General features: G+C 65.3%; 20 protein-coding genes. 9 read left to right on the plus strand and 11 right to left on the minus strand.

The annotated features are described in order from the left end of the window. Nucleotides 1–26 precede the first annotated feature (26 nt). Both IGS58_RS24375 and IGS58_RS24380 read left to right on the plus strand, forming a co-directional pair. Nucleotides 27–1,742, plus strand: coding sequence for an NAD+ synthase (locus IGS58_RS24375; RefSeq protein WP_230522906.1), 1,716 nt, complete (start codon nt 27–29; stop codon nt 1,740–1,742). Further along, on the plus strand, nt 1,739–2,794 hold the full coding sequence (locus IGS58_RS24380) for a bifunctional nicotinamide-nucleotide adenylyltransferase/Nudix hydroxylase (protein ID WP_230522907.1): 1,056 nt from the start codon (nt 1,739–1,741) through the stop codon (nt 2,792–2,794). Before IGS58_RS24375 ends, IGS58_RS24380 begins: the two co-directional genes overlap by 4 nt. A 26-nt stretch (nt 2,795–2,820) precedes the next feature. On the opposite strand, the gene IGS58_RS24385 is transcribed toward IGS58_RS24380, so the two are convergent. Both IGS58_RS24385 and IGS58_RS24390 read right to left on the minus strand, forming a co-directional pair. After that, nucleotides 2,821–3,636, minus strand: a complete 816-nt coding sequence (locus tag IGS58_RS24385; RefSeq protein ID WP_070257921.1) for a hypothetical protein — start codon at nt 3,634–3,636, stop codon at nt 2,821–2,823. Between the two features lie 115 nt (nt 3,637–3,751). After that, on the minus strand, nt 3,752–4,654 hold the full coding sequence (locus IGS58_RS24390; RefSeq protein WP_070257851.1) for a LysR family transcriptional regulator: 903 nt from the start codon (nt 4,652–4,654) through the stop codon (nt 3,752–3,754). Between the two features lie 127 nt (nt 4,655–4,781). On the opposite strand from IGS58_RS24390, the gene IGS58_RS24395 reads away from it, so the two are divergent. From IGS58_RS24395 to IGS58_RS24405, 3 genes are all read left to right on the plus strand, one after another. Next, nucleotides 4,782–6,203 carry an MFS transporter gene (locus IGS58_RS24395; RefSeq protein ID WP_230522908.1) on the plus strand — a complete coding sequence of 474 codons (1,422 nt, stop codon included), beginning with the start codon at nt 4,782–4,784 and terminating at the stop codon, nt 6,201–6,203. Further along, entirely contained in the window at nt 6,200–6,607 is a 408-nt protein-coding gene (locus IGS58_RS24400) for a DUF4440 domain-containing protein (RefSeq protein ID WP_230522909.1), read from the plus strand. Before IGS58_RS24395 ends, IGS58_RS24400 begins: the two co-directional genes overlap by 4 nt. 79 nt (nt 6,608–6,686) lie before the next feature. Further along, on the plus strand, nt 6,687–7,103 hold the full coding sequence (locus IGS58_RS24405; RefSeq protein WP_070257854.1) for a hypothetical protein: 417 nt from the start codon (nt 6,687–6,689) through the stop codon (nt 7,101–7,103). A 22-nt stretch (nt 7,104–7,125) separates the two neighbouring features. On the opposite strand, the gene IGS58_RS24410 is transcribed toward IGS58_RS24405, so the two are convergent. From IGS58_RS24410 to IGS58_RS24430, 5 genes are read right to left on the minus strand one after another with little or no spacing between them, the layout of a single operon-like run. Further along, complete coding sequence (locus IGS58_RS24410; protein ID WP_230522910.1) at nt 7,126–7,701, minus strand: DUF1349 domain-containing protein; 576 nt, start codon at nt 7,699–7,701, stop codon at nt 7,126–7,128. A 25-nt stretch (nt 7,702–7,726) separates the two neighbouring features. Further along, a complete protein-coding gene (locus tag IGS58_RS24415; protein WP_230522911.1) occupies nt 7,727–9,115 on the minus strand; it encodes an efflux transporter outer membrane subunit in 1,389 nt (462 codons plus the stop codon). Further along, on the minus strand, nt 9,112–12,204 hold the full coding sequence (locus tag IGS58_RS24420) for a MexW/MexI family multidrug efflux RND transporter permease subunit (protein WP_230522912.1): 3,093 nt from the start codon (nt 12,202–12,204) through the stop codon (nt 9,112–9,114). The genes IGS58_RS24415 and IGS58_RS24420 overlap by 4 nt, the downstream gene beginning before the upstream one ends. 15 nt (nt 12,205–12,219) lie before the next feature. Then, entirely contained in the window at nt 12,220–13,320 is a 1,101-nt protein-coding gene (locus tag IGS58_RS24425; RefSeq protein WP_230522913.1) for an efflux RND transporter periplasmic adaptor subunit, read from the minus strand. A 51-nt stretch (nt 13,321–13,371) separates the two neighbouring features. Continuing rightward, nucleotides 13,372–13,854, minus strand: a complete 483-nt coding sequence (locus IGS58_RS24430; protein WP_230522914.1) for a DUF2165 family protein — start codon at nt 13,852–13,854, stop codon at nt 13,372–13,374. Nucleotides 13,855–13,977: 123 nt separating this feature from the next. Here IGS58_RS24430 and IGS58_RS24435 point away from each other — a divergent pair, with 123 nt between their 5' ends. Next, on the plus strand, nt 13,978–14,637 hold the full coding sequence (locus IGS58_RS24435; RefSeq protein ID WP_034782669.1) for a helix-turn-helix transcriptional regulator: 660 nt from the start codon (nt 13,978–13,980) through the stop codon (nt 14,635–14,637). On the opposite strand, the gene IGS58_RS24440 is transcribed toward IGS58_RS24435, so the two are convergent. Beyond that, nucleotides 14,634–15,899: an MFS transporter gene (locus IGS58_RS24440; RefSeq protein ID WP_230522915.1), complete on the minus strand. Its 1,266-nt coding sequence runs from the start codon at nt 15,897–15,899 to the stop codon at nt 14,634–14,636. The genes IGS58_RS24435 and IGS58_RS24440 overlap by 4 nt on opposite strands. Before the next feature lie 112 nt (nt 15,900–16,011). Here IGS58_RS24440 and IGS58_RS24445 point away from each other — a divergent pair, with 112 nt between their 5' ends. Next, nucleotides 16,012–16,911 carry a LysR substrate-binding domain-containing protein gene (locus IGS58_RS24445; RefSeq protein ID WP_230522916.1) on the plus strand — a complete coding sequence of 300 codons (900 nt, stop codon included), beginning with the start codon at nt 16,012–16,014 and terminating at the stop codon, nt 16,909–16,911. Here the strand turns inward: IGS58_RS24445 and IGS58_RS24450 are convergent. Together IGS58_RS24450 and IGS58_RS24455 are read right to left on the minus strand one after the other, a co-directional pair. After that, a complete protein-coding gene (locus IGS58_RS24450) occupies nt 16,908–17,660 on the minus strand; it encodes an SDR family oxidoreductase (RefSeq protein WP_070257866.1) in 753 nt (250 codons plus the stop codon). The two genes, IGS58_RS24445 and IGS58_RS24450, sit on opposite strands and share 4 nt — an antisense overlap. Nucleotides 17,661–17,777: 117 nt before the next feature. After that, nucleotides 17,778–18,809 carry a methyltransferase domain-containing protein gene (locus IGS58_RS24455; RefSeq protein ID WP_230522917.1) on the minus strand — a complete coding sequence of 344 codons (1,032 nt, stop codon included), beginning with the start codon at nt 18,807–18,809 and terminating at the stop codon, nt 17,778–17,780. Between the two features lie 139 nt (nt 18,810–18,948). Here IGS58_RS24455 and IGS58_RS24460 point away from each other — a divergent pair, with 139 nt between their 5' ends. Next, nucleotides 18,949–19,845 carry a helix-turn-helix transcriptional regulator gene (locus IGS58_RS24460; RefSeq protein WP_230522918.1) on the plus strand — a complete coding sequence of 299 codons (897 nt, stop codon included), beginning with the start codon at nt 18,949–18,951 and terminating at the stop codon, nt 19,843–19,845. A gap of 55 nt (nt 19,846–19,900) precedes the next feature. Next, on the plus strand, nt 19,901–20,305 hold the full coding sequence (locus IGS58_RS24465; RefSeq protein ID WP_230522963.1) for a VOC family protein: 405 nt from the start codon (nt 19,901–19,903) through the stop codon (nt 20,303–20,305). A 28-nt stretch (nt 20,306–20,333) separates the two neighbouring features. Here the strand turns inward: IGS58_RS24465 and IGS58_RS24470 are convergent, their stop codons facing one another. Continuing rightward, complete coding sequence (locus IGS58_RS24470) at nt 20,334–23,204, minus strand: insulinase family protein (RefSeq protein WP_230522919.1); 2,871 nt, start codon at nt 23,202–23,204, stop codon at nt 20,334–20,336. Between the last annotated feature and the right edge of the window lie 41 nt (nt 23,205–23,245).

Genomic DNA, 23,245 nt, shown 5'->3' on the forward strand with positions numbered 1-23,245 from the left:
TCAAGCGTAACCAATGAAGGATCACCATGCTGACCATCGCCCTCGCGCAGATGAATCCCACCGTGGGCGATTTCGACGCCAATGTCGGCGCCATCATCGCGCGCATGCAGCGTGCCAGCGACGATGGCGCCGACCTGCTCGTGTGCCCGGAACTGTCGCTGTGCGCGTATTACCCGGGCGACCTGTTCGAGGACGCCGCCTTCCTGCGCGACATGCAGCAGGCGCTCGATACGCTGCTGGAAGCATCCACGCGCTGGCCGGCGCTGGTCACCGTCATCGGCACGGCGCGGCCCAATCCCGGCGTCGGCAAGCCCCTGTACAACGCCTTGCTGGCGCTACGCGACGGGCGCATCGTGGCCGAATACTACAAGCAGCTGCTGCCCACCTACGGCATCTTCGACGAGGGACGGCATTTCGAGCCGGGCCCGCCCGGCGCCTGCACCCTCGATATCGCCGACTGCAAGGTCGGCTTCATGATTTGCGAGGATGGCTGGAACGACGATGGCCGTGCCTACGCCGTCAATCCGTTCGATGCCTTGCACGCGGCGGGGCCCGACCTTGTCGTCAGCATCAACGCCAGCCCGTCCGACATCGGCAAGCGCGCGCAGCGCCACGCCGTGTTTGGCGCCGCCTGCGCGCGCGTCAACCTGCCCTTGCTCTTCGTCAACCAGGTGGGCGGCCAGGACCAGCTCGTGTTCGACGGCGCCTCGTTCGCCATCTCGCCCGGCGACGGCCTGCAATTCGAGGCGGCCCGCTTCGTCGAGGATTTTCCCTTGCTGCGCTTTGCCGATGGCCGTTTTACGCGCCCCGATGGATCGGCGTTTCCCGTGCCGGACCCGGACGGCATCCCCGCCGTGGAGTTTGCGCGGCGCCAGATCGTGCTCGGTTTGCGCGACTATGCGCGCCGCTGCCGCTTCACGAAAGTCGTCGTCGGCTGTTCGGGCGGCATCGATTCGGCGCTGACCCTGGCCCTGGCCGTCGAGGCGCTCGGCGCGCCCAATGTCGTGGGCATCACCATGCCGTCCGTGTTTTCCAGCCCCGGCTCCGTCACCGATTCCGTCGCCCTGTGCGCCAACCTGGGCATCGTCCTGCACACGCATGCCATCCGCGACATCGTGGCGCAATACGAAGCCGGCTATGCCCAAGCCTTCGACGGCAGGCTGCAGGGGCTGCCGCTGGAAAACCTGCAGGCGCGCGTGCGCGGCACCATCCTGATGGAATACTCGAACGCCTTCGGCGCCCTGCTGCTCACCACCGGCAACAAGAGCGAAATCTCGGTGGGCTACTGCACCCTGTATGGCGACACGAACGGCGGACTGGGATTGATCGGCGACCTGTATAAAACGGAGGTATTCGCCCTGTCGCGCCATCTCAACGCCAGCGCCGGGCGCGAACTGATACCCGTCGCCGTGCTGGACAAGCCCCCGTCGGCGGAACTGGCGCCGGGCCAGCGCGACACCGACAGTTTGCCGCCGTATCCCGTGCTCGATGAAATTCTCAAATGGCATATCGAGGGACGCCGCCTGCCGGCGCAGGAAAGCGCGCAAGCGCTGACCCTGGTCGACCAGCTGCGCGAGACGGATGAGGGGCGGGCGCTCGTGACGCGCATCCTCGACATGGTCGCCCGCAACGAGTACAAACGGCGCCAGGCGGCGCCCATCATCCGCGTGCGTTCGCGCGCCTTTGGCAGCGGGCGCCAATTGCCGATCGCCGCCCACTACCCCACCGGAGACGACGCATGACCCTCACTTATTCTGCCGACGCGGCCATCCTGATCGGCCGCTTCCAGCCGTTTCACCATGGCCATGCGGGCTTGCTGCAGAAGGCGCTGACGACGGCCGCCCAGGTGGTGGTGGTGCTCGGTTCCGCCTTCCATGCGCGCAGTCCGAAGAATCCGTTTACGTGGCAGGAGCGGGCCGCCATGATCGCCGCCACCCTGCCCGAGGCGCAGCGCGCGCGCGTGCATTACGTGGCCGTGCGCGATTATTACGATGATGGCCTGTGGGCCGATGCCGTGCGGCGCGCCGTGGCGGGCGCCTTGCCCGCGGCGCAGCGCGTCACCCTGGTGGCCTGCTTCAAGGATGCCACCAGTTATTACCTGCACCACTTCCCGCACTGGCAGTTATTGAATCTGGAGATCGATCCCGGTGCGCCCATCGGCGCGACGGCCATCCGCAACGTGCTGTTCGAAGCGGAAGACGTGGATGTGTCGCTGAGCGCCGTGGCGCAGCTGCTGCCGGCCGCCATCGGCCAGTATGTGAAGGCGTGGACCTTGTTGCCATGGTATGCACCGCTGGTGCAGGAATACCGCGCCATCGAAGCGTATAAAGCGCGCTGGCGCGCGGCGCCGTATCCGCCCATCTTCACGACTGTCGACGCGCTGGTGCAGACGGGTGGCCACGTGCTGCTCGTGCGCCGCGGCGGCTATCCGGGCAAGGGCCTGTGGGCATTGCCCGGTGGTTTCCTGGAGCCGCGCGAACGCCTGCTGCAGGGCGCCCTGCGCGAGCTGGCGGAAGAAACCCAGCTGGGCGTGCTGGCGCCCACCCTCGTCGAGGCGCTGGTCGGCGTAGCCGTGTTCGACCATCCGGACCGCAGCCAGCGCGGGCGCACCATCACGCATGCGCATTATTTTGACCTGAAGACGCGCCAGCTGCCGGCCGTGAAGGCGGCCGACGATGCGGCGCTGGCGCAATGGGTGCCGGTGAGCGCCCTGCCGGCCATGGAAGAGCAATTCTTCGAAGACCATTTTCACATCCTGAACCACTTCCTCAAGCTCACGCACGAGGGGCGCTGAGGGGGGGCTATCCCCCTCAGCGCGCATCAGGAAGTGATGCGTTCCCAGCCATGTTTGACAGCTGCCTTGAAGTTGTCCCACGCTGATTGCGGATACGTGTGCTCCCACGTGGAACGCAGGTCCGCTTCCACGTCGTCCCACGGGCGGCCCCGGTAGCTGTCGCTGCTGGCCATCGAATGGCCATAGCGGTAGGCGGGATCGTAGTCCTCGAAGCGCGCGCCGGTGGCGACATAGGTGGCGCTCCAGTGGCTGCGGTAGTACTGCTCGTCGTCGTAGCTGGTGCCTGGCAGGTTGTCGGCGCTGGGGTAGCGGCGCGCGTTGGCGCCCGCGCCCGATGACGGCGGCGCCATGCCGCCCGCAAATTGCTGCGATGCCGCCGCTTCGTTCAGGTTGCCCTGCTGCGATGGCGCGCTCGATTGCATGCTGGCGCCCTGGCGCATTGCGCTGTCGTCGTGCGGCGCGCCTTGCCAGCCGCCGGCGCGCCAGTGGTCGGCATGCGCATCGATGTCGAGCGGCGCGTAGCGCTCGACGAGGTCGGTGGCGCGCTGGATATCGGCGTCGCTCGCGCCTTCCAGTGTCAGCACGACATGTCCGCGCCGCACGGCTTCCGCATAGATGTGGCGGTCGGCGTGGCTGCCGAACAGATCCGTAAAGAAATGCTTGATATTGTCGAGCAGGCTGTCGCTGTCGTCGCGGCGGATGTTTTCCGTGGCGGAAAAGTCGTCACTGCCCGCATCGTGCAGGCGGATGCTGGCGCCGGGAAAGCCCGCCGTGATCAGGTCGTGCCGGGCGCGCTCGGCCATGTCGCGGACGGCGAAAACTGCTGCCAATGTATGTGCCATGATGGTCTCCAATCGGTGAACAACGTCCTTCCAGTGTAGGCCGTGAAAACCGAAAGGGGCGCTCGTTTGCCCCTTGGAAACCGTTGTCATCGTCAAATATTGACGAAGTGAAATCTCAGTCCGGCGTGCCCACGAATGTGCGTAAAAAGTCGATAAAGGCGCGCACCTTTTCTGCGATATGCTGCGTGTTCGGATACACGGCATACACGCCCTGCTCCGGGAAGGCGACGTCGGGCAGCAGGCGGCGCAGGCGTCCCGCGCGCACTTCCCCCTCCACCTGCCATTGCGGCAGCAGGGCCACGCCGCAGCCGCCCAGGGCAAAGCCCAGCAGGGCCGAGGCGGAGTCGGAATGGATGGCGGCGTCGTCCTGTACGGCAAAGGCGGCGGGACCGTCGGGCGTGTGCACCTCCCAGCGCAGGGGCGTGCTGAGGCGGCTGTGCGCCAGCCAGCGCGCGCGCTGCAAGTCGGGCAAGGTGGCGATGTCGCGGCCGGGCAGGCTGGCCAGGTAGGCGGGCGAGGCGACAGGCCAGATCGCATACGGCTCGATCAGCGCGGCGCGGTAGCTTGAGTCGTTGAGTGAACCCATGCGGATGGCCAGGTCATAGCCGCCCGAGATCAGGTCTTCATGCGACGACGACGAGGAATGCTGGATCTGCAATTGCGGGTGGGCGGCGGCAAAGGCGATCAGCGCGGGGATCACCGTGCGGCTGCCGTATTCGACGGTGGTCGTCAGGCGCAGGGTGCCGCGCAAGCCCTGGTGGCCCTGGCGCGCCGTTTCGATGGCGCCCTGGGCTTCGCTCAGCACGCGCTGGCAATCCTCATAAAAGCGCCGCCCCACGTCGGTCAGCGCCAGGCTGCGCGTGCTGCGCGTCAGCAGCGACACGCCCAGCTCCGCTTCCAGCTGTTTCAAGTTAAAACTGACGACGGCCTTGCTCTGGCCCAGCACGGCGGCGGCGGCCGTCAGCGAACCGGCATCGACGATGGCGATGAAAATACCCAGGCGGTCGAGACTGATCATAAATAAAAATGAATAAACATGCGGCTTCCAGCGGTTTGTCAAAATTTGTTTGACAGTGTAATCGGGGCCGGCCCGTTACGCAAATGGCGCTAGGCGCTTAAGCTGGCCGTTTGCCATTCGGAGCACCATGGACTATCGCAAAAAAGTGGCGGCCATCTATCTGCTGGGGTTTTTCGTCGACCTGATCAACATGTTCATCACCAGCGTCGCCTATCCCGACATCGGCCATGCCCTGCACGCCTCGGTGGCGCAGCTGGCCTGGATCAGTACGGCCTACATCCTCGGCCTGACCATCGTCATCCCGGCCAGCGCCTGGCTGGCTGCCTATTATGGCAGCAAAACCGTGTTCATGGCATCGTTGCTAACTTTTTTATGCGCCAGCATCGGCGCCGGCCTGGCGCCCTCGATCGAGGCGCTGATCGCCTGGCGCTGCGTGCAGGGCCTGGGTGGCGGCTTGCTCATTCCGCTGGGGCAAAGCATGACCTACCAGCTGTATCGGCCTGCCGAGCGTCCCGGCCTGTCCTCCGTCATCATGCTGGTGGGCTTGCTGGCGCCCGCCCTGTCGCCCGCCTTGGGTGGCGTCATCGTCGACAGCCTGTCGTGGCGCTGGATTTTTTACCTGAACGTGCCGTTTGCCGCGCTGGCGCTGCTGCTGGCCGCTTGCTGGCTGCGTCCCGACCCGCCGCGCGCGCAAGTGCCCCGCCTCGACACGGGCGGCCTTGTGGCGGGCAGCACAGCCATCCTTTTGCTGTTGCTGGGCTTGACCATGCTGGGCACGCCGGGCGAGCTGCTGGCCGGCGCCGGCGTGCTGGCCCTGGGCGCCGCCTGCGCATGGGTCTACGTGCGCGGCGCGCTGCGCAAGTCGACGCCGCTGCTCAACCTGCGCCTGGCCGCCGAACCGCTGCTGCGCATTGCCATGCTGATGTATTTGCTGGTGCCGGGCGTCTTCATGGGCGTGAGCCTGCTGGCCATGCTGTACCTGCAGGGCGTGCTGGGCATGTCGGCGTCGACGGCGGGCGCGCTGATGCTGCCGTGGGCGCTGGCCTCGTTTGCGGCCATCTCGCTCACGGGAAAAAGCTACCGCCGCGTGGGGCCGCAACCCCTGTTCATCGCCGGTGCACTGCTGCAGGCGGCGGGCATGCTGATGCTGCTGCGCGTGGCTGCGGCCGATCAGCTGTTCTGGCTGGCCGGCGCGTATGCCGTGATGGGCTTTGGCGGCGGTTTGTGCAGCAGCACGGCGCAAAGCACGGCGTTCTTGCGCACGCCCGACGCGCAACTGAGCCAGGCCAGCGCCGTGTGGAATATCAACCGCCAGCTGGGCTTTTGCCTGGGCGTGGCGCTGCTCAGCGTACTTCTGAATGGCTTGCTGGCGGCGCAGGGCATCGCCACCCTGGACGACCCTGCCCTGCATGCGCGCGCGGCGCGGGTCTTTCACTGGTGCTTTGCGCTGGCCGCCAGCGCGTGCGTGCTGCCTGTGGCACTGTGCATGCGCATCGACAACCGCGCCGTTCTCGACCTTTTACATCACCATGGAGTAGCCAAAAAATGAAGACAACGCACCCCTGTTTTGACGACGTGTTATCCACGCATGTGCTGATCCGCGAGTGGCTTTCGGGCGCAGCCACGGCGCCGGAACATTGCGCTGATTTGCTGGCGCGTTTTTCACCCGATTTCACGATGGTGTCACCCGGTGGCAAGCAGCTCGATCATGCCGGCTTGACGGCGTTTTTCCAGGGCGCCGGTGGCAGCCGTCCGGGCCTGCTCATGCGTATTTCCGACCTGGCATTGATCCAGGACAGCGCCGCCGGCGCCACCGTGTCTTACCGCGAATTCCAGTCGCTGCCCGGCGCAGAAAACACCGAGCGGCTGTCGACCGTCGTGTATGAGAAAACGCCGGATGGCGCCTTGCTGTGGCGCCATTTGCACGAGACGTGGGTGGCGCGGGCGGATTGATCTTGCCACGTGGTGGCACGCGCGCTGCCTGAAGGACGATGCGCGTATCATGCGGTTCTTGCACTCGGAGAAAACAAAGATGCGCATAGACACGACATCGGACTCGCCAAGCTGGACCAAGGTCTTTGATATTGGTCATGAACTGCGGCAGCTTGGTCCCTTGATGGAAGAAAAATATCCTGATCTCGACTGGGAATTGTTTGTCTGCCTGCGCTGCGTGCCAAAAGACTTGCAGCGAAAAACATTCTGCCGCTATTACGCCAGCGACAACATGTTTGGCCTCGATATCGCCATGGACGAGGAAGACTTCGTGCCGGTGAAAAAAGACACGCCTGGGCAACGCAAATTGATCGGCACAGCTTTCTTCACTTTTTTTGCCGCCAGCATCCGGAAATACGAGAAAAAACTCCCGGGACTCCAGCCCGTTTCAGCGCAACTGATCGCCGATGTGCGGCAATGGTGCATCGATAATCAGTGGACGGATTCCGCCGTCTGATCCGCCATGCACACACGGGCACTCAAGTGAGGTCGTGCAAGTCCTTGCGCTGGGCCGGGCCCAGCGTAAATTGCGAAAACGCGACCTCGAGGCCGGCGCGTTCCGGCGTGCAGCACATGGGCCCGACAAGGTAGCTGCTGGCCTCGGGAAATGGCGCCAGGCGCAGCAGCGGCCACAGCTTGCCATCGGTCGAATACTGCACCCGGATCACGCCCTTTTCCACCGTCACGCGCAGCCAGAAACCATCCGGCATGGCGGGAGCGATGCTGACGGCCCAATCCGATGTGTCCACCGTCAGCACGGTGCTCAACAGTAACTGGCCGTCGGAAAATTCGACGCCGCATTTGATCCAGTTTTCCGCGTCGATGCGCACCATCATGCCCGCCTGGTCGTACAGCGCTGCGTACTGCGCCGCCACATGCAGCTGCGCCGTGAAATCGCCCTCGATTTGCGTGCCGAAAAAGTGGCCGCTGTCGCGGATAAACCCATACGCGGTCTTGCGCCAGAAATCCGTGTTGGCATCCGTCGTCACGCGCAATTGCGCGCCGTCGGCGGACCAGTTTTCCGGTGGATTGAGCCAGCTGCCTTGCGTGAACATTGCGTGCCTTTCCGAGCTAAAAAGATCACATAGTTTGCCCCCATCCCAGCGCCTTGTACAGGGCAATCGCATCGATATAGGACGCCGTTTCCGCCAGCAGCGCTTCGCGCCGGATATCGTACAAGGCGCGCTGGTTTTCCAGCACGGCCTGGTAGCTGCCGGAACCACCCTGATAGCGCGTGCTGGCGATGCCTAGGGCCGCGTTGCCGTGGCGCGCCGATTCCAGCAGGGAAGCCAATCGCGTCTGGTTTTGCGCCAGCTGCGTGACGGCATTTTCCACGTCTTCCTGCGCCAATAACATCGTTTGTTCATAGCGCGCCAGCGCGCCCTGCGCTTCGGCCTGCGTGCCGCGCAAGCGCGCCTTGACGCTGCCGAGGCGGAAGGCCGGATAGCTGATGGAGGGCGCCACCTCGAAGGCGCGCGCGCCGCCGTCGAACACGCCGCTGCCGCGCAGTGCAAAGAAACCCAAAAAGCCGCCCAGGCTCAGGCGTGGATACAGGTCGGCCGTGGCGGCACCCACGTCTTCACTGGAGGCGGCCAGCAGGCGTTCGGCACGCACCACGTCGGGCCGCTGCTTGATCAGGCGGTTCACGTCGCCGAGCGGCAGCTGGCCCGCCAGCGGCGCTTCCTGGCGCGGCATGGTCGCCAGCGAAATGGCGCCCGGCGTCTGGCCGCTCAGCACATCGAGCCGGTACTGCGCCTGGCGCAAGCCCGCCTGCAAGGGCGGCAGCATCGCCTCGCTGCGGGCCAGGTTGGCCAGCGCGTTGTGGCGCTCTTCCGGCAAGCCGCTGCCGGCACGGATGCGCGCATCGATCAGGGCGACGGTGTCGCGCCAGCTGTGCACCTGCGCCTGCGTCAGCGCCAGGTTTTGCTGGTAGCCCAGCGCCTCGTAGTAATTGCGCGCCACCTCGGCGGCGATCGTCAGCTGCACTTGCCGCAAGTCCGCCTGCACCGCTTCGGCGCGCGCCTGCGCCGAGCGGCTGATATGGGCCAGGCGGCCGAACAGGTCGATTTCCCATTGCGCGTCGAACCCTACGCGCGTGCTGGCGCTGGCGGCGCGGCTATCGGGTGTGTCCTGTTGCACCTGGCGTTGCCAGCCCGCCTGGCTGGTGACGGCAGGCAGCTCATCGAGCCGGCGTTCGTCGAAGACGGCGCGCGCGGCCATCAGGTTCGCTTGCGCCTGGACGATATCGAGGTTGTGTTCGAGCGCGCTGGCGATCAGCTGCGACAGGCGCGCATCGTCGAAAAACGTCCACCAGGCGGCTTCGCTGGCGGCGCTCGCACCGGGGGCGAATTGCGCCTGCTGCGGGCTGGCCAGGGTGATGGCGGGCGTGCCCGGCGTGACATAGGCGGGGCTGACGGCGCAGCCGGCCAGCAGGGGGAAAAGGGAGACGAGATAGCGGTAATTTTTCATGGGGATTCCTTCAGCGCCTGGGACAGGTCGCGCGCGCGCGGCGTGGCATGGTCGGCTGTGTGGCGGCGGGCCAGAAAGGTGTACACGGTGGGCAGCACGAACAGGGTGAAGAAGGTGCCGATCAACATGCCCGAGACGATCACCACGCCCAGCCCGAAGCGGCTGTTGGCGCCGGCGCCGGAAGCGAACAGCAGCGGCACCAGGCCCACCACCATGGCGGCCGTCGTCATCAAAATCGGGCGCAAGCGGATCTGCGCCGCCTTGCGGATGGCCGTGATGCGGTCGAGCTGTTCATGTACCTGCAATTCGTTGGCAAACTCCACCATCAGGATGCCGTGCTTGCTGATCAAGCCGATCAGGGTCACGAGGCCGATCTGCGTGTAGATGTTGACGGTGGCGTAGCCGAGGGCCAGCGGGATCAGGGCGCCGCAAATCGACAGCGGCACGGTGATCAGGATGATCAGCGGGTCCGTCAGGCTTTCGTATTGGGCCGCCAGCACCAGGTAGATGACGACGACGGCCGCCAAAAAGGCCAGCAGCAGGGCATTGCCTTCCGTGGCGAACTGGCGCGCATCGGACTGCCAGTCGTAGCTGAAGCCCGGCGGCAGGGTTTTCGCCACGCCGTCGAGGAAGGCGACGGCGTCGCCCAAGGTCACGCCCGGCGCCGGTACGCCCTGGAAGGTGGCCGCATTTTGCTGGTTGAACTGGGTCAGCATGTTCGGCTCGATCTGTTCCGTCACGGACACGACGGCGGACAGGGGCAGCAGGCTGCCGTCGTCGGCGCGTACGTACTGCTGCGTCAGGGCTTGCGCCGTCAATCTCTGTTCGCGCGGGCTTTGCGCGATGACGTCGTAGGCGCGGCCATCCATGCCGAAGCGGTTCAGATAATTCTCGCCCACCAGCACGGCCAGCGATTCGCCGATGTCCTGCATGCGGATGCCCAGGCTGTTCGCCTTGGAGCGGTCCACGCGTACTTTCACGACGGGGTTGTTGTAATCGAGGTCGCTGTCGACCACGGCAAACAGGCCGCTGTCGCGTGCGCGCTGCTTGACGTCTTCCATGGTGCGGAACAGGGTGGCGTAATCCTGCGCGCTGCGCAAGACCATCTGCACGGGCAAGCCGCCGCTCGATCCCGGCAAGGGCGCCAGCTGGAAGGCGAAGATGCTGGTGCCTTCCACGTCGCCCACGGCGTGCTGCAATTCCGCCTGGATGACGGCCGCATTGCGCGAACGCTCGGCCCACGGCGTCAGGTTGATGCCGCCGATGCTAGACGCAGGCCCCTCGCCGCCGTTGATGATCCAGCGCGAATCCGTTTCGGGGATATTCTTGTAGATGTCATCGAGCTTGTAGGAAAAGCGTTCCACGTAATCGAGGTTGGCATGCTGCGGCGCCTTGATCGCCGTCAGCACGCTGGCCTGGTCTTCCGCCGGCGCCAGTTCGCGCTGCGGCAGCAGGTACAAAAACGGCAGACTGACCATCACCAGCGCGGCGAAACCGGCGCTCAGCCAGCGGTGGTGCAGGGAGTGGTCCAGCAGGCGCGCATAGCGCGATGTCAGGCCTTCGAAGAAATGCTCGGCGGCGCGCGCCATGCGCCCTTCCGTCTGTTTCGGCTGCAGCAGCAGGGAGCTCATTACGGGAGACAAGGTCAGCGCCACCACGCCCGACACCACCACGGCGCCGGCCAGGGTCAGCGCGAATTCCTTGAACAGCGCGCCAGTCAGTCCCCCCATCATGCCAATCGGCGCATACACGGCAGCCAGGGTGATCGTCATGGCGATGACGGGTCCGGCCACTTCGCGCGCGCCGACCAGGGCGGCCGCCACGGGCGTCTTGCCTTCCTCGATATGCCGGTGCACGTTTTCCACCACGACGATGGCGTCATCGACCACCAGGCCCACGGCCAGCACCATCGCCAGCAAGGTGAGCAGATTGATGCTGAAACCGAAGGCCAGCATCAGTGCTGCCGCGCCCAGCATCGACAGCGGGATGGTCACGACGGGAATCAGCACGGAGCGCAGGGAACCCATGCACAGGTAGATGACGATGACGACGATGAGCAGCGCTTCGAGCAGCGTATGCGCCACCTCGTCGATGGACGACTGGATGAAGCGTGCCGTCTCGAATGCCAGCTCGACCTTCACGCCGGGTGGCAGGGTTTTCTGGATCTCCGGCAGCAGCTTCCTGATGCCGTTGACGATCACCAGCGGGTTGCCGCCTGGCGTGGGTGACAGGCCCAGATACACGGCCGGCACGCCGTCCATGATGCCGCTCGTCTCCGTGGCGGCCGCACCCAGTTCCACCGTGCCCACATCCTTCAGGCGCACCAGGGCAGCACTGTCATCGCCGCCCTTGCGGATGACCATGTCGCGGAACTCCGCCACGCTGGTCAGATCCGTGTTGACGCTGATGTTCGAGACGACGAATTGTCCTTTCACCTTGCCGGGCGCCGCCTGGTAGTTATTGCGCCGCACGGCGTCGGCCACGTCGGCCGCCGTCAAGCCGCGCGCGGCCAGCTTGGCTGGATCGATCCACAATCGCATGGCCAGCTGCTGGCCGCCATACACGTCGACCTTGGCCACGCCGTCGATGGTGGCGAACATCGGTTGCACCACGCGCGCCAGGTAGTCCGTCAGCGCGGGTGCGGACACGCTCTCGCTGGCAAAGCCGACATAGGCGACGGCCGAGGAATCGCCGGCCGAGCGCTCGATGACGGGGTCAAACGCGCCTTCTGGCAGCTTGTAGCGCACCTGGTTGACCTTGGCCATGACTTCCGTCAGTGCCTGCGTGGAGTCGCGGTTCAGCTCCATGCGCACGGTGACCGTGCTGCTGCCCTGCACCGACGACGAGGTCAGGTAATCGATGCCTTCCACCGACGATACGGCTTGCGCAATCGGCTGCGTGACAAAACCCTGCATCAGTTCCGCCGAGGCGCCCGGATACGTGGTTTTCACCGTGATGGTGGACGATTCGAGCATCGGATATTGGCGGATCGGCAGCTGCAGGATGGCGATCACGCCCAGCATCAGGATCAATGTGCTGATCACCAGCGCCAGCACGGGGCGGCGTACGAATAAATCGGTAAATTTCATGGTGGTGGCCTTCCCTTACGAGCCGGCCTTGGGCGCGGCGCGCTTGGCCTCGTCCAGGGTATTGGCCACGGCTTGCACTGCCATGCCGTCGGCCAGTTTCAGCTGGCCCGAGGCGACTACCCGCTGGCCTTCGCGCAAGCCGTCAAGAATGGCGACCCGGCCCCCGGCCCGCTCGCCCAGTTTCACGCCCACGCGCTTGACGGTGAGCGGCTGTTTTCCTTCCTGCTGCGCGACGAACACGGTGTCGCCATACGCGCTGTAGGTCACCGCCGTTTCCGGCACCGTCAGCTGCTGGCCTGCCTCGCGCGCCACGCGCACATTCGCATACATGCCCGCTTTCAGCGCGCCGCGGGGATTGCTCAATGCCGCCTGTACCTGCACCATGCGCGAGCGGGCGATCAGCGGGTCGATGGCGTTGATCTTCGCCGTGAAGATGTCATCGGGATAGGCGTCCACCAGCACTTGCACGGCCTGGCCTGGCGCCAGCTTCGCGCTGCTCTGTTCATCGAGGGCGAAGTTCACCATCAGCGACTTCGTGTCGATCAGGCTGGCCACCGTGTCGGCCGCGTTCAGGTACTGGCCCGCGTGCACCTTGCGGATGCCCAGCTGCCCGGCGAATGGCGCGCGGATGGTCTTTTGCGCGATCAGCGCTTCCGTCTGGCGCACGTCGCCCAGAGCCGCGTCGCGGGCGGCCAGGGCCGTGTCGAGCTGCTCCTGCGTGGCCGCCTTTTCCTTGACCATCTGCACCGTGCGGGCATGGCTGCTTTCCGCGTTTTTCAGCTGCGCGCGCTGGCGCAGCAGCATAGCCTTTTCTTGGGCGTCATTCAGCTGCACCAGGATGGCGCCGGCGGGCACGGTCTGGCCCGACTCGAAGCGGATCTGCGTGATGCGCCCGCCCGTCTCAGCCGCCACCTGCACCTGGCGCGCCGCTTCCAGTTCGCCCACGCCGGCGAAGTAGCGTTCCTGCGTGCCCAGCACGACGGGGACCAGCGCCACCTTGGTGGCAGGATAGGCGGCGGCATCGGCCGCATGCGAGTCGGCACGCGGATACAGCGCGGCACCGGCGACGGCCAGGGTGATGGCCAGCGCGGAGGCGCCGACGATTTTCGTATTCATGATGAAGTCCTTTACTGCAGTCAAAGGGAGAAGAGGCGCAGCGGAGGCTGATCAGGTCCGCTGCGCGTTGAAAAGTACAAACAGGGCAATGGTCCACAGCAGCAGCACCAGATGCGTCGTCTGCAAGCCTTCCTGTGCGATCCAGTAGCCGAACCACAGGCCGCCCAGGTGCATCAGCAGCAAAAAGGCGGCCATGGCGCACAAGGCCAGATTCAGCCAGGGTAAGGCAGCGGCCGGGCCGTCGCCGGCAAACAGCGCCACGCCCGTCCAGGCGGCAATGGCGGCCAGCAGTTGCAGCGTCAGCACCACGCCCAGCGACAGCCGATGCAAGCTCAAGGATGTGAGCGCGCGGCGCAGCAGCGGCGTCTGGATGGTCGGGTCCTGGCGCAGCGGGTCCATGCGCATGGTGTTGCCGATGGCCCAGACGGAGCCGTGGAAGGCGTGCAAGTTGTTGATGGCGGCCAGGGTGAGCCAGATGGCCAGGCCGGTAGCGAGGATGGCGTGAAACAGCCAGATGGAGTGCTGCAGCTGCATGGGATTCCAGTCCAAAGAGTGTCTTGCTGGCACGCGGACGTGGAAACTCCTCGACAGCGGGGAGCTACCGGCCTATTATGCAAGCAATTAGTTGGTTAACTGGCCCCATGATAGTTGAGCGAAATGAATTACACAAGTAAACGTTTGGATAATAGCGAAGCGCCGCAAACGACGGAGCGCATCCTGTATTTCATCAAGACCAAGGGACCCGTCTCCACGGCGACCCTGGCCAAGACGCTGGACATGACGGGCGAGGCGGCGCGCCAGCAAGTGCAAAAGCTGGTGGCGGCGGGCTTGATCGAGGGGCGCCAGGAAGCGCAGGCGGGCGCCGGCCGGCCACGCCAGAACTGGGTCTTGACGGAGGCGGGCAATGCGCGCTTTCCCGACACGCATGCGCAGCTGACGATCAAGCTGATCGGCTCGGTGCGCCAGCTGTTCGGCGAAGCGGGGCTGGATAAACTCATCACCCAGCGCGAGGAGGAAAGCCGCAGCGCGTATGCGTTGGCGTGCTCGGCGCCGGATTTGCCCACGCGCTTGCAGCAGCTGGCGGCCGTGCGCGATGAAGAGGGCTATATGGCGCGCGTGGAAGCGGACGGCGACGACTGGCTGCTGATCGAAGACCACTGCCCCATCTGCGCCGCCGCGCGCACCTGCCAGGGCTTTTGCCGCTCCGAATTGCAGCTGTTCCAGGAAGTGGTGGGGCCAGGCGCCAGCATCGTGCGCGAGCAGCATGTGCTGGCCAATGCCATGCGCTGCGTCTACCGCATTTCTGTCTTGCCCTAAGCCTTGGGAAACAGGGGCCAGGTGCACAGCGCCACCAGCCCCGCCAGCCACCACACGACGGGCCAGCTGCTGGCCGCCAGCAGGTGCGGGATGGCGATCGGCGTAAGGAACAGCCCCACGTAGACCGCCGTGTTTGCCATGCCCAGGGCCGTGCCCGCGTTGGCGCCGCCCGCTTCCGTGGCCAGCTCCGTGTAGGCCACGCCATGCCAGGCGGATACGGCGATGCCGGCAGCCACCACGGCGGCCATCAGCAGCCAGCCCGGCGCGTCCAGCCAGGCGATGCATCCCAGCAAGACGAATGAGGCCAGCGCCACCAGGGCCGAGCCGCGCAGCCAGGCGGGCCGGTTCGCGTGGCGGTCCGTGTGGCGTCCGCTCCAGATGCGCATCACCATGGCGCCCGCCTGCAGGGCCACCATCACGGCCGTGATGGCCGCCAGGCCCAGGTGACCATGGTCGTGCAGGAACACGGTGGCGAAGCTGAGCACGGCAAATTGCGGCACGCACAGCAAGCCGATAGCGGCCACCATGCGCCAGACTTTACGATTCCGCAAGGGCGGCGCAGGCTTGACCTCCATCAGGCCCGTGGACGCGTTGTGCGGGCCCGTGGCAGCCTCGGCAGAGAAATCGGGCTCATGCATCCAGCGCCACGTAAAAAACGCCGACAGGGCGCATACGAGGGCCAGGGCGCCAAACACGGGCATGAAGCCATAGCGCGATGCCAGGCTGGGCAGGACGAGGGCGCCCAGGCCGCCGCCCAGGGGCACGGCCGTCTGGCGTATGCTCATGGCGAAACCCCGTTCGCCGGCGCCGAACCAGCGCATCACGGCGCGCCCGCTGGCGCCATTCACGCTGCCGCCCAGCACGCCGACCAGCGCCAGCCCGGCCGCCAGCGCCCATAGCGGTGGCACCGTGCCCTCAGTCGGGGTGATCCATAGCAGCAAGGTCAATAGTGCCAGCATGGTCCCCAGCAAGCCGGTCAGCAGCACGGGGCGGTCGCCCCAGCGGTCGGTGGCCATACCCCATGGCAATTCGGTCAGGGCCACGCCCAAGCCCATGGCACCCAGCGCCACGCCCAGTTCCGTATTGCCCAGGTGATAGCCGCTGCGCAGCCAGATGGCCGTGGTGGGCATGCCGTTGGCGGCGGCGGAAAAGCTGGCATTGGCGGCCACGCCGACGGCCAGCACCTTCCAGCGGTGGGCATTGCCCAGCGCGGGCGCGGTGACGGGGACAGGAACAGGAACGGTTGGGCAGCTGGTGTTCATGGCATGGACGGGAAAGTGGTTGACCCTGACAGTGTTGCGCAGTACGATCGTTCTGAATATCAGATAATTTACCAGTCACCATCCCATAAAACAGGACAATCTCCGTCGCGCCATGAGCTTGCTGAATTTCGACATCGCCTTCTTGCGCAGCTATGTGGCTGGCATCGAGCTGGGCAGCTTTGCCCGCGCGGCGGACAAGGTGGGCCGTTCCACCTCGGCCGTCAGCGCGCAGCTGAAAAAACTCGAGGAGCAGGCGGGCATGCCTCTGTTCCGCAAGGATGGCCGTGGACTGGCGCTGACGCCGGCCGGCGAAGTCTTGCTCGGCTACGCGCGCCGTTTGCTGGAACTGAACGACGAGGCGGCCGTCGCCTTGCGCGGCGCGGAACTGGAAGGCTGGATCCGGCTGGGCCTGCAAGAGGATTTTGGCGAAGCCTTGCTGCCCGACGTGCTGGGGCGCTTTGCCCGCGCGCATCCGAAAGTGCGCATCGAAGCGCACGTGGCGCGCAACACGGCCTTGATGCAAGGCCTGGCCATGGGCCAGCTGGACCTGGCCCTGCTGTGGGGCGGCGCGTGCACCGCTGACGTGGCCGAGTACCCGTCGCAGCAGCGCCAGCATATTGCCGAACCGGCCATGCGCTGGATCGCTTCGTCCAGCCTGGCCTGGCGGCCCGAGTCGGGCGAACCGTTGCCGCTCATTGCGTTCGATCGCGACTGCCTGTTCCAGCGCTGCGCCACGCAGGCGCTGGACCATGCCGGCATCGCCTGGCGCACGGCGTTTACCAGCCCCAGCCTGGCCGGTCTGTGGGCGGCGGCGGCAGCCGGGTTGGGCGTGACGGTGCGCACGGGCCTGGGCTTGCCCTCAACCGTGCGCGCGCTCGATCACGTGGCGGCGGGCTTGCCCGCCCTGCCCCCGTTGTCGCTGGAGCTGCTGCGCGCCTCCAGCGTGCCGAGGCCGCCCGTCGAGCGGCTGGCCAGCCTGATCATCGAGTCGTTGCAACAAGATGCGGCTTAAAACTCCTGCACCGTCGGGCGCAGCACGATTTCATTGATGCTCACGTCGTCCGGCTGCCCGATCGCATACGCGACGGCGCGTGCCACGGCGTCGGCGGGGATGGCTTGCTTGTAAAACTCCTTCAAGCCGGCCGCGCTTTCCGCATGGCTGCTGCCACCCGTCAGCTCCGTGGCGATGGCGCCCGGCAAGATGGTCGTGGTGCGGATGGTGCCGCCGCTGGCCGCCAGCTCATGGCGCAAGCCCTCCGAGATGGCGCTGACGGCAAACTTGGTGCCGCTGTAGACGGTCCCGCCAGGGCTGAAGACTTTTTGTCCCGCCACCGATGAGATATTGATGAAGTGGCCGCTGTTTTGTGCCTGGAAATGCGGCAGGACGGCAGCGATGCCATTCAACACGCCCTTGATGTTGATATCGATCATGTTGTTCCACTCGTCGACTTGCAAGGCGCTCATCGGCGCGATGGCCATCAACCCCGCATTGTTGATCAGCACATCGACCTTGCCGAACACGGCGAGGGCCGTGTCGATCAGATTCTTGACCTCGGCAGGCACCGTGACGTCGGTATCGGCAATGGCGGCCTGGCCGCCGGCCGCCGTGATTTCCTCGGCGAGGATGGTGAGCAAATCCATGCGCCGCGCACCGAGCACGACGCAGGCGCCCAGTGTGGCCAGATGGCGTGCCGTGGCTTCGCCCAGGCCGCTGCTGGCACCGGTGATGACGACGACTTTCCCTGCGATATTTAGACTCATGATGGATTCCCTGTGGAGGCAGCAGAGTGCTGCGGATGACATCGATCAATGCTGGCACAGCTTAGCGCATTTGCGCCTTTTGCTGCTATAAAAAAGATAATTATTAAATGATAATTGTTAGGCGCGCGCAATCAACACCTGCACGGGTGCCATGGGGAAATCGCTGGCGCTGTATTGTTCCACTTCCCGCCAGCCCGTGTCGCGCAGCAGCTGCGCCAATTCTCCCTGGCGCGTCACCGTGCGGCCCAGCATGCGCATCGGCAAGTAATACGGCAGCACGCGCGCCGCGTCGCCGGCTGCCGGGGCGATTTCCGCCTGCACGCAGATGAAGACGCCTCCGGGTTTCAAGGCTGCATGGATCTTGCGCAAGGCCGCTGCCATGTCGGGCACGAAATGCAGCACGGACGAGCACCAGATGAGATCGTAGCCACTGCCGATATCGTCACTGTCCAGATCGCCACCCAGCGTTTCCAGCCGGTCCGATAGTTGCGCATGGGCGATGTTCGCGGCCGCCACGGCCACCGTTTCCGGCCAGTCGAAAACGCAGCCGTGCAAGCCCGCATGGGCTTGCGCCAGCGCAATGGCAACCCAGCCCGGGCCGCCACCCACATCAAGCAGGCGCAGCGGCGTGAGGCCGTCTGCAAACGGGGCGATGCGCTGCATCACGGACAGGGCCGCGCGCATGGTGACGGCGCGTTGTTCCTGGCCAATTTGCTGCTGCGCGGCAGCGGCCCAGTTGACCCCATTCGCCGTGCTGTACGGTGCGGCCTTGCCGCCCTCGCGCACCAGCGTACTCAGCTGCGTGGCGAAATGGCGCAGCGCATGCAGCCGGTACAGCCAGGCGTCGCCGCAAAAGGCCACGGAGTCGCGGCAGAAATACTGCAAGGTGGCGGCCGTGCAGCGGTAGCGCTCTGCCTCGTCATCGGCCGCATCGCGTTCCAGCACCTGCATGCTCCAGAGTAATTCCAGCAGCAGGGCCGTGTGCGGCGCGTGCAGCGACAGGGTGTCGGCCAGCTGCGCCGGCGTGTGCGGCGTGGCCAGCAATTCGAAAATGCCCAGTTCCAGGGCGGCGGCCAGCCCGTCCGCCTGCACGGGGGCGACGGCCAGGTCCCAGTAGGGTTGCAAGGCGTGTTGCGAGGTGAACGGCATGGTGCTTCCTTTCGGCGTAGTGGGCACGAGGTGTGCATAACGCTATTTTATGCAACAATGAGAATAATTATCATTTGCATTTGTATGCGACCCGGTGCATTTCGTATGCGCGACGGCGCGCGGGAAAACAGGAGGAGCGATGATGGAACAGGACAGGGAAGCGGCAGGCTGGACGCGGCGCCAGCTCGATCCCGGCATGGGCGAGTGCCGCGCCGACCAGCGCCAGGTCGATCAGGGCTTGCTGCTCGTGCATTCCGATTACCGTCCGCGGCTGGCGCTCGTCGAGCAATCGAAGCATGACGATGCGGGCGGCATGGTGATCACCATCGGCCTGCAAGGCGCATCCTGCTACACGACGCGCGATGGCGAACAATTGCGTTTCCGGGGTGGCCATACGACGGTGACGGCGTTTCGCCACACGAGTGGCGAGCGCCGTTTCGAGGCGAATCAGCGGGCGGCGCAATTGCGCGTGCTGGTCGCTGAAGACGCGCTGGCGCGCTACTGGCCGGAGGGACTGGCATCCCTGCTGCCCAACGGTGGCGCGCGCCAGCTGGCGCATGCGGCCACCACGGCGGCCTGCGCCCAGCATGCCCGGGCGCTGGTGCGTGCGACGGACCCGCTGGCCGTGCATATCGGCGTGCTCAGTGTCCTGGCGGAACAGTTGCGGGCACTGCGCCCGGCGCCCGCGTCCGCTCCCGCGCCGCGCTGGCCCGAGGCCGAGATGATCAAGCTGGAGCGTGCCTACGCGCTGATGCAGGAGCAGATGGCGCAAGACCTCACGCTTGATTACCTGTGCGCGCAAGTGGGGCTGAGCCTGTTCAAGCTCAAGCAGGGATGGCGCTACCGCTACAACGACAGTCCGCAGCGCACCCTGCTGGCGCTGCGCATGCAGCGGGCAAAGTTACTGCTGGAAAATGGTTGCCAGGTGGCGCAAGCGGGCTGGCAAACGGGCTATCGCCATCCGTCCAATTTCAGCGCCGCGTTCAGCCGCTATTTCGGCTACGCGCCGAAGACCGTGGGACGCGCTGGCACGTAAAAAGCCGGTGTAGAATCGGCGGGCAGCACACTCATACGACCCACAAGGAGACATGATGGCCCGCAAAATCTTTGTCAATCTGCCCGTCCAGTCGCTGGAACGTTCCGTAACGTTCTTCACGGCGCTGGGCTTCAGTTTCAACGCCCACTTCACGGATGAAACGGCGACGTGCATGATCGTTGCCGACGACATCTTCGTGATGCTGTTGACGCACGACAAATTCCAGCAATTTACGCCCAAGCAGCTGTGCGATACCAAGGTGGCGACGGAAGTGCTCGTGTGCCTGTCGGCCGAGAGCCGCGGCGAAGTCGATGAGCTGGTGGCGAAGGCCGTCCAGGCGGGCGGCAGCATCTACAAGGAGCCGATGGATTTCGGCTTCATGTATGGCCACAGTTTCCAGGACCTGGATGGACATCAGTGGGAGTTGATGTTCATGGAGCCGAATTCAATACCGCAATAGTTGCGGTATTGAATTCGGAAAAGCGCTCTTAGCTGGCCAGCGCCAGCAGATCGACCACGTCCAGGCCGGCCAGGTCTTGTGTCGTATTGCCCGCAAACGCGGCGCGGCTCGGCTGGCCGTTCTTCAGCCAGGTGCGCGTGACTTCCTTGATCTGCGCCAGGGTGCAGGTCAATACGCCGGTGCGGAATTGCTGGCGCACGGCTTCCGTCGTGCCGCGCTGCTGCATGTTCCACGCCGTCAGCGCTTCCGCGTACGGCGAGTGCGGCTTGTCGAGGCCCTTGATGACGCAGATGATGGCTTCTTCCACTTGTTCCTGCGAGAAATCGCCGTCGAGGATTTGATCCAGGGTCGTGCCGAAGTCGGCGAACGTGCCGGCCAGGCGCGGATCGCGGTAGGAGCTCAACGTGAACGTGCCGGCGCCGGCCGCATAGCTGGCGCTGCCGCCATACGCGCCGCCTTTTTCGCGCAGGGCCGTATGCAGCACCTGGTTGGTCATCAGTTCGGCAGCCACGGCCAGGGCGGACGCGTCCGGATTGTGCACGCCAGGTACGGCCCAGGAAACGAAGCAATGGTTGATCTGGCTCGTCGCATGCAGGGCCGTGTTGGCCAGCGGCAAGGCAGTTGGCGTTGCCGTGTCGCTTGGCGTCGTGGCATCGGTGCTGGCTGCCGGCAATTCCAGCAAGCGGGCCAGGGTGATGCCATCTTGCTCCAGGCCTGCGCACAGCACGGTTGGCTGCTGGGCGATGATGTGCGCGTGCAGGGTGTCGAGTTCGCGGGCGATTTCCTGCAAGCCTGCCGACGTCTTGCTCAATTGCTGCAAGCGGCGGTAGAACGGCAGCGCTGCCGGGCCGCCGACGATGTCGTCGAAGCGGCGCGTGGGCGACAGCGGTGCCGCCGCAGCCAGCATGGCGTAGCGGTTGCCCGATTCGGCCAGGCTGGAGAGTTTGTCCTGCACCAGGCTTTCGATCAGGAAAGCCAGGCGTTCTTCTTCATCGAAGCGGGGCTTGGCGATCCAGGCCGACAGCACGGCGGCAATCGCCGCGTGTTCTTCACGCAAGCCGCTGGCCGAGAACGACAATTCCACGCGCATCGCCTGTTGCGGGCGGGGAATGGCTTCCAGGCCGATGTGGAACGAAGGCACCATGCTCTGGCGCCAGGCACTGGCATCGTCGAACGACATGTCGCCCACGCCCAGTTCCGGCGCCAGGTCCGTGTACAGGCGCAGCCAGGGCCACGACGCTTCCGGCAGGCTCGACACGTCGTACAGCACGTTGGCATAGCTGATGCCGTTCGAGGCGATACTGAACGCCACGGCGCCATCGACGGCGGCGGGAATCGGCAGTGCCGGGCGCGGCAGCGCACTGACGTCGCCGGGGCGGATGCGCGGCAAGACTTCGGAATTCGATGGCAGTTGCTGATGCGCTTCCAGCGCGGCGGACTCGGCCACGATGTGCTCGCGTTCGGCGTCCGTCAGCGTCGTTTGCAGGGCCGCCAGCTTGGCGTCTTCCTGTGCGGCGCGGTCCGTGAAGTAGGCGCTGTCGGGCACCACGTGGGTCGTCAAACGGGTCGGATTGGCGATCAGCTCGCGCACCAGCTGCTTGAAGAATTCCGGGTCTTCGATCTGCTGTTCCAGCGTTTCCAGGATGGCCGCGTTGTCGAACGCATCCATCACGTCGCCGCCGTACATGGCCAGCGGCAAGGCGTGCAGCAGGCGGCCCAGGCCGTAAGGCATGCGGCCGCTGCTGATTTCGCGCTGGCTGTACTTGATGTCGCGCAAGGCCGCGTGCAGCACGGCGGCGGGAATGCCCTCTTCCGCCGTCTCTTCCAGGGCCGTCCAGATGCGCTGGTGCGCATCGGCGATCTGTTCCTGGGTTAAACCTTCCATGCCGATGTGGAACACCATCTGGCGGATGCCCGCGTCGCGGCCGTTCATGTCCGATGGGCGGCCATAGCCGGCCGATTCCATGGCGCGCATGACGGGCGCCGACGATTCGCCCAGCAAGCCGTGCGACAGCAGATGCGCGTGGTAGTACGCGATGGGGTCGCTCGACTCGCCCATCAGCCAGGCGAATTGCAGGCCGAACTCATCGTCGCGCGCTTCCTGCGACGGAATCTTGACGATGTTTTCCTGCGGCGTGGTCCACGCGGGCGCCAGCTGCGGCAGGCGGCGTTCGGAGAAACCGCTGAGCTTGGACAGTACGCGCTCGGCGACTTGTTCCTGCACGGCCGACGCTTCGATATTGCCGGCGGTCATGATCACAGCTTGCGACGGATGGTAGTGGCTGGCGTGGAATTCTTTCAGCATGGCATGCGTCAGTTCCGGGATCACCAGCGGATCGCCGCCCGACTCCACTTCATACGTCGTGCCCTTGAGCAAGGCGCTGGCGATGCCGCTGTCGAGCGCGCGCATGGGGCTGTTGAAAGCGCCCTTCATTTCATTGAAGACGATGCCCTGGTACACGAGCTTGTCGCCTTCGAACGCATGGCGCCAGCCTTCCTGGCGGAAATTCAGGTAATCGAGGTTCGGGAAGAAGGCCGCGTCCAGGTAGACGTCGAGCAAGTTGAAGAAATCCTTGCGGTCGGTGCTGGCGAACGGGTACACGGTGCGGTCCGGATAGGTCATCGCATTCATGAACGTGGCCGTCGAGCGGCGCAGCATCGAGAAGAAGGGGTCGCGCACCGGGTAGCGGGACGAGCCGCACAAGGCCAGGTGCTCGAGGATGTGGGCACGCCCGTCGCTCACTTCCGGCACAGTGGGAAAGGCCACCAGGAACACCATCTCAGCCTGCTCGGTATGCATGTGGATATGGCGCATGCCCGTTGCTGGCTCGACATATTGCTCGATGGTTGCCTGCAAGACTGGAATGAAGTTGCTGCTGACTTTTTCAAATGTGCTCATGCGGTATGGGATCTCTGCGGTAGGTGATTCGGAGTGTCGGT

Source organism: Janthinobacterium sp. EB271-G4-7A (genome assembly GCF_020858075.1).
Lineage (GTDB): Bacteria > Pseudomonadota > Gammaproteobacteria > Burkholderiales > Burkholderiaceae_D > Janthinobacterium > Janthinobacterium lividum.

Bases quoted from the DNA above. Each gene is read 5' to 3' on its own strand.
- IGS58_RS24440 (WP_230522915.1), bottom strand. From the start codon at position 15,899: ATGAACACCAGCTGCCCAACCGTTCCTGTTCCTGTCCCCGTCACCGCG.
- IGS58_RS24445 (WP_230522916.1), top strand. From the start codon at position 16,012: ATGAGCTTGCTGAATTTCGACATCGCCTTCTTGCGCAGCTATGTGGCT.
- IGS58_RS24420 (WP_230522912.1), bottom strand. From the start codon at position 12,204: ATGAAATTTACCGATTTATTCGTACGCCGCCCCGTGCTGGCGCTGGTG.
- IGS58_RS24385 (WP_070257921.1), bottom strand. From the start codon at position 3,636: ATGGCACATACATTGGCAGCAGTTTTCGCCGTCCGCGACATGGCCGAG.
- IGS58_RS24390 (WP_070257851.1), bottom strand. From the start codon at position 4,654: ATGATCAGTCTCGACCGCCTGGGTATTTTCATCGCCATCGTCGATGCC.
- IGS58_RS24435 (WP_034782669.1), top strand. From the start codon at position 13,978: ATGAATTACACAAGTAAACGTTTGGATAATAGCGAAGCGCCGCAAACG.
- IGS58_RS24430 (WP_230522914.1), bottom strand. From the start codon at position 13,854: ATGCAGCTGCAGCACTCCATCTGGCTGTTTCACGCCATCCTCGCTACC.
- IGS58_RS24450 (WP_070257866.1), bottom strand. From the start codon at position 17,660: ATGAGTCTAAATATCGCAGGGAAAGTCGTCGTCATCACCGGTGCCAGC.
- IGS58_RS24415 (WP_230522911.1), bottom strand. From the start codon at position 9,115: ATGAAAAATTACCGCTATCTCGTCTCCCTTTTCCCCCTGCTGGCCGGC.
- IGS58_RS24465 (WP_230522963.1), top strand. From the start codon at position 19,901: ATGGCCCGCAAAATCTTTGTCAATCTGCCCGTCCAGTCGCTGGAACGT.
- IGS58_RS24460 (WP_230522918.1), top strand. From the start codon at position 18,949: ATGATGGAACAGGACAGGGAAGCGGCAGGCTGGACGCGGCGCCAGCTC.
- IGS58_RS24400 (WP_230522909.1), top strand. From the start codon at position 6,200: ATGAAGACAACGCACCCCTGTTTTGACGACGTGTTATCCACGCATGTG.
- IGS58_RS24405 (WP_070257854.1), top strand. From the start codon at position 6,687: ATGCGCATAGACACGACATCGGACTCGCCAAGCTGGACCAAGGTCTTT.
- IGS58_RS24425 (WP_230522913.1), bottom strand. From the start codon at position 13,320: ATGAATACGAAAATCGTCGGCGCCTCCGCGCTGGCCATCACCCTGGCC.
- IGS58_RS24380 (WP_230522907.1), top strand. From the start codon at position 1,739: ATGACCCTCACTTATTCTGCCGACGCGGCCATCCTGATCGGCCGCTTC.
- IGS58_RS24395 (WP_230522908.1), top strand. From the start codon at position 4,782: ATGGACTATCGCAAAAAAGTGGCGGCCATCTATCTGCTGGGGTTTTTC.
- IGS58_RS24470 (WP_230522919.1), bottom strand. From the start codon at position 23,204: ATGAGCACATTTGAAAAAGTCAGCAGCAACTTCATTCCAGTCTTGCAG.
- IGS58_RS24455 (WP_230522917.1), bottom strand. From the start codon at position 18,809: ATGCCGTTCACCTCGCAACACGCCTTGCAACCCTACTGGGACCTGGCC.
- IGS58_RS24410 (WP_230522910.1), bottom strand. From the start codon at position 7,701: ATGTTCACGCAAGGCAGCTGGCTCAATCCACCGGAAAACTGGTCCGCC.
- IGS58_RS24375 (WP_230522906.1), top strand. From the start codon at position 27: ATGCTGACCATCGCCCTCGCGCAGATGAATCCCACCGTGGGCGATTTC.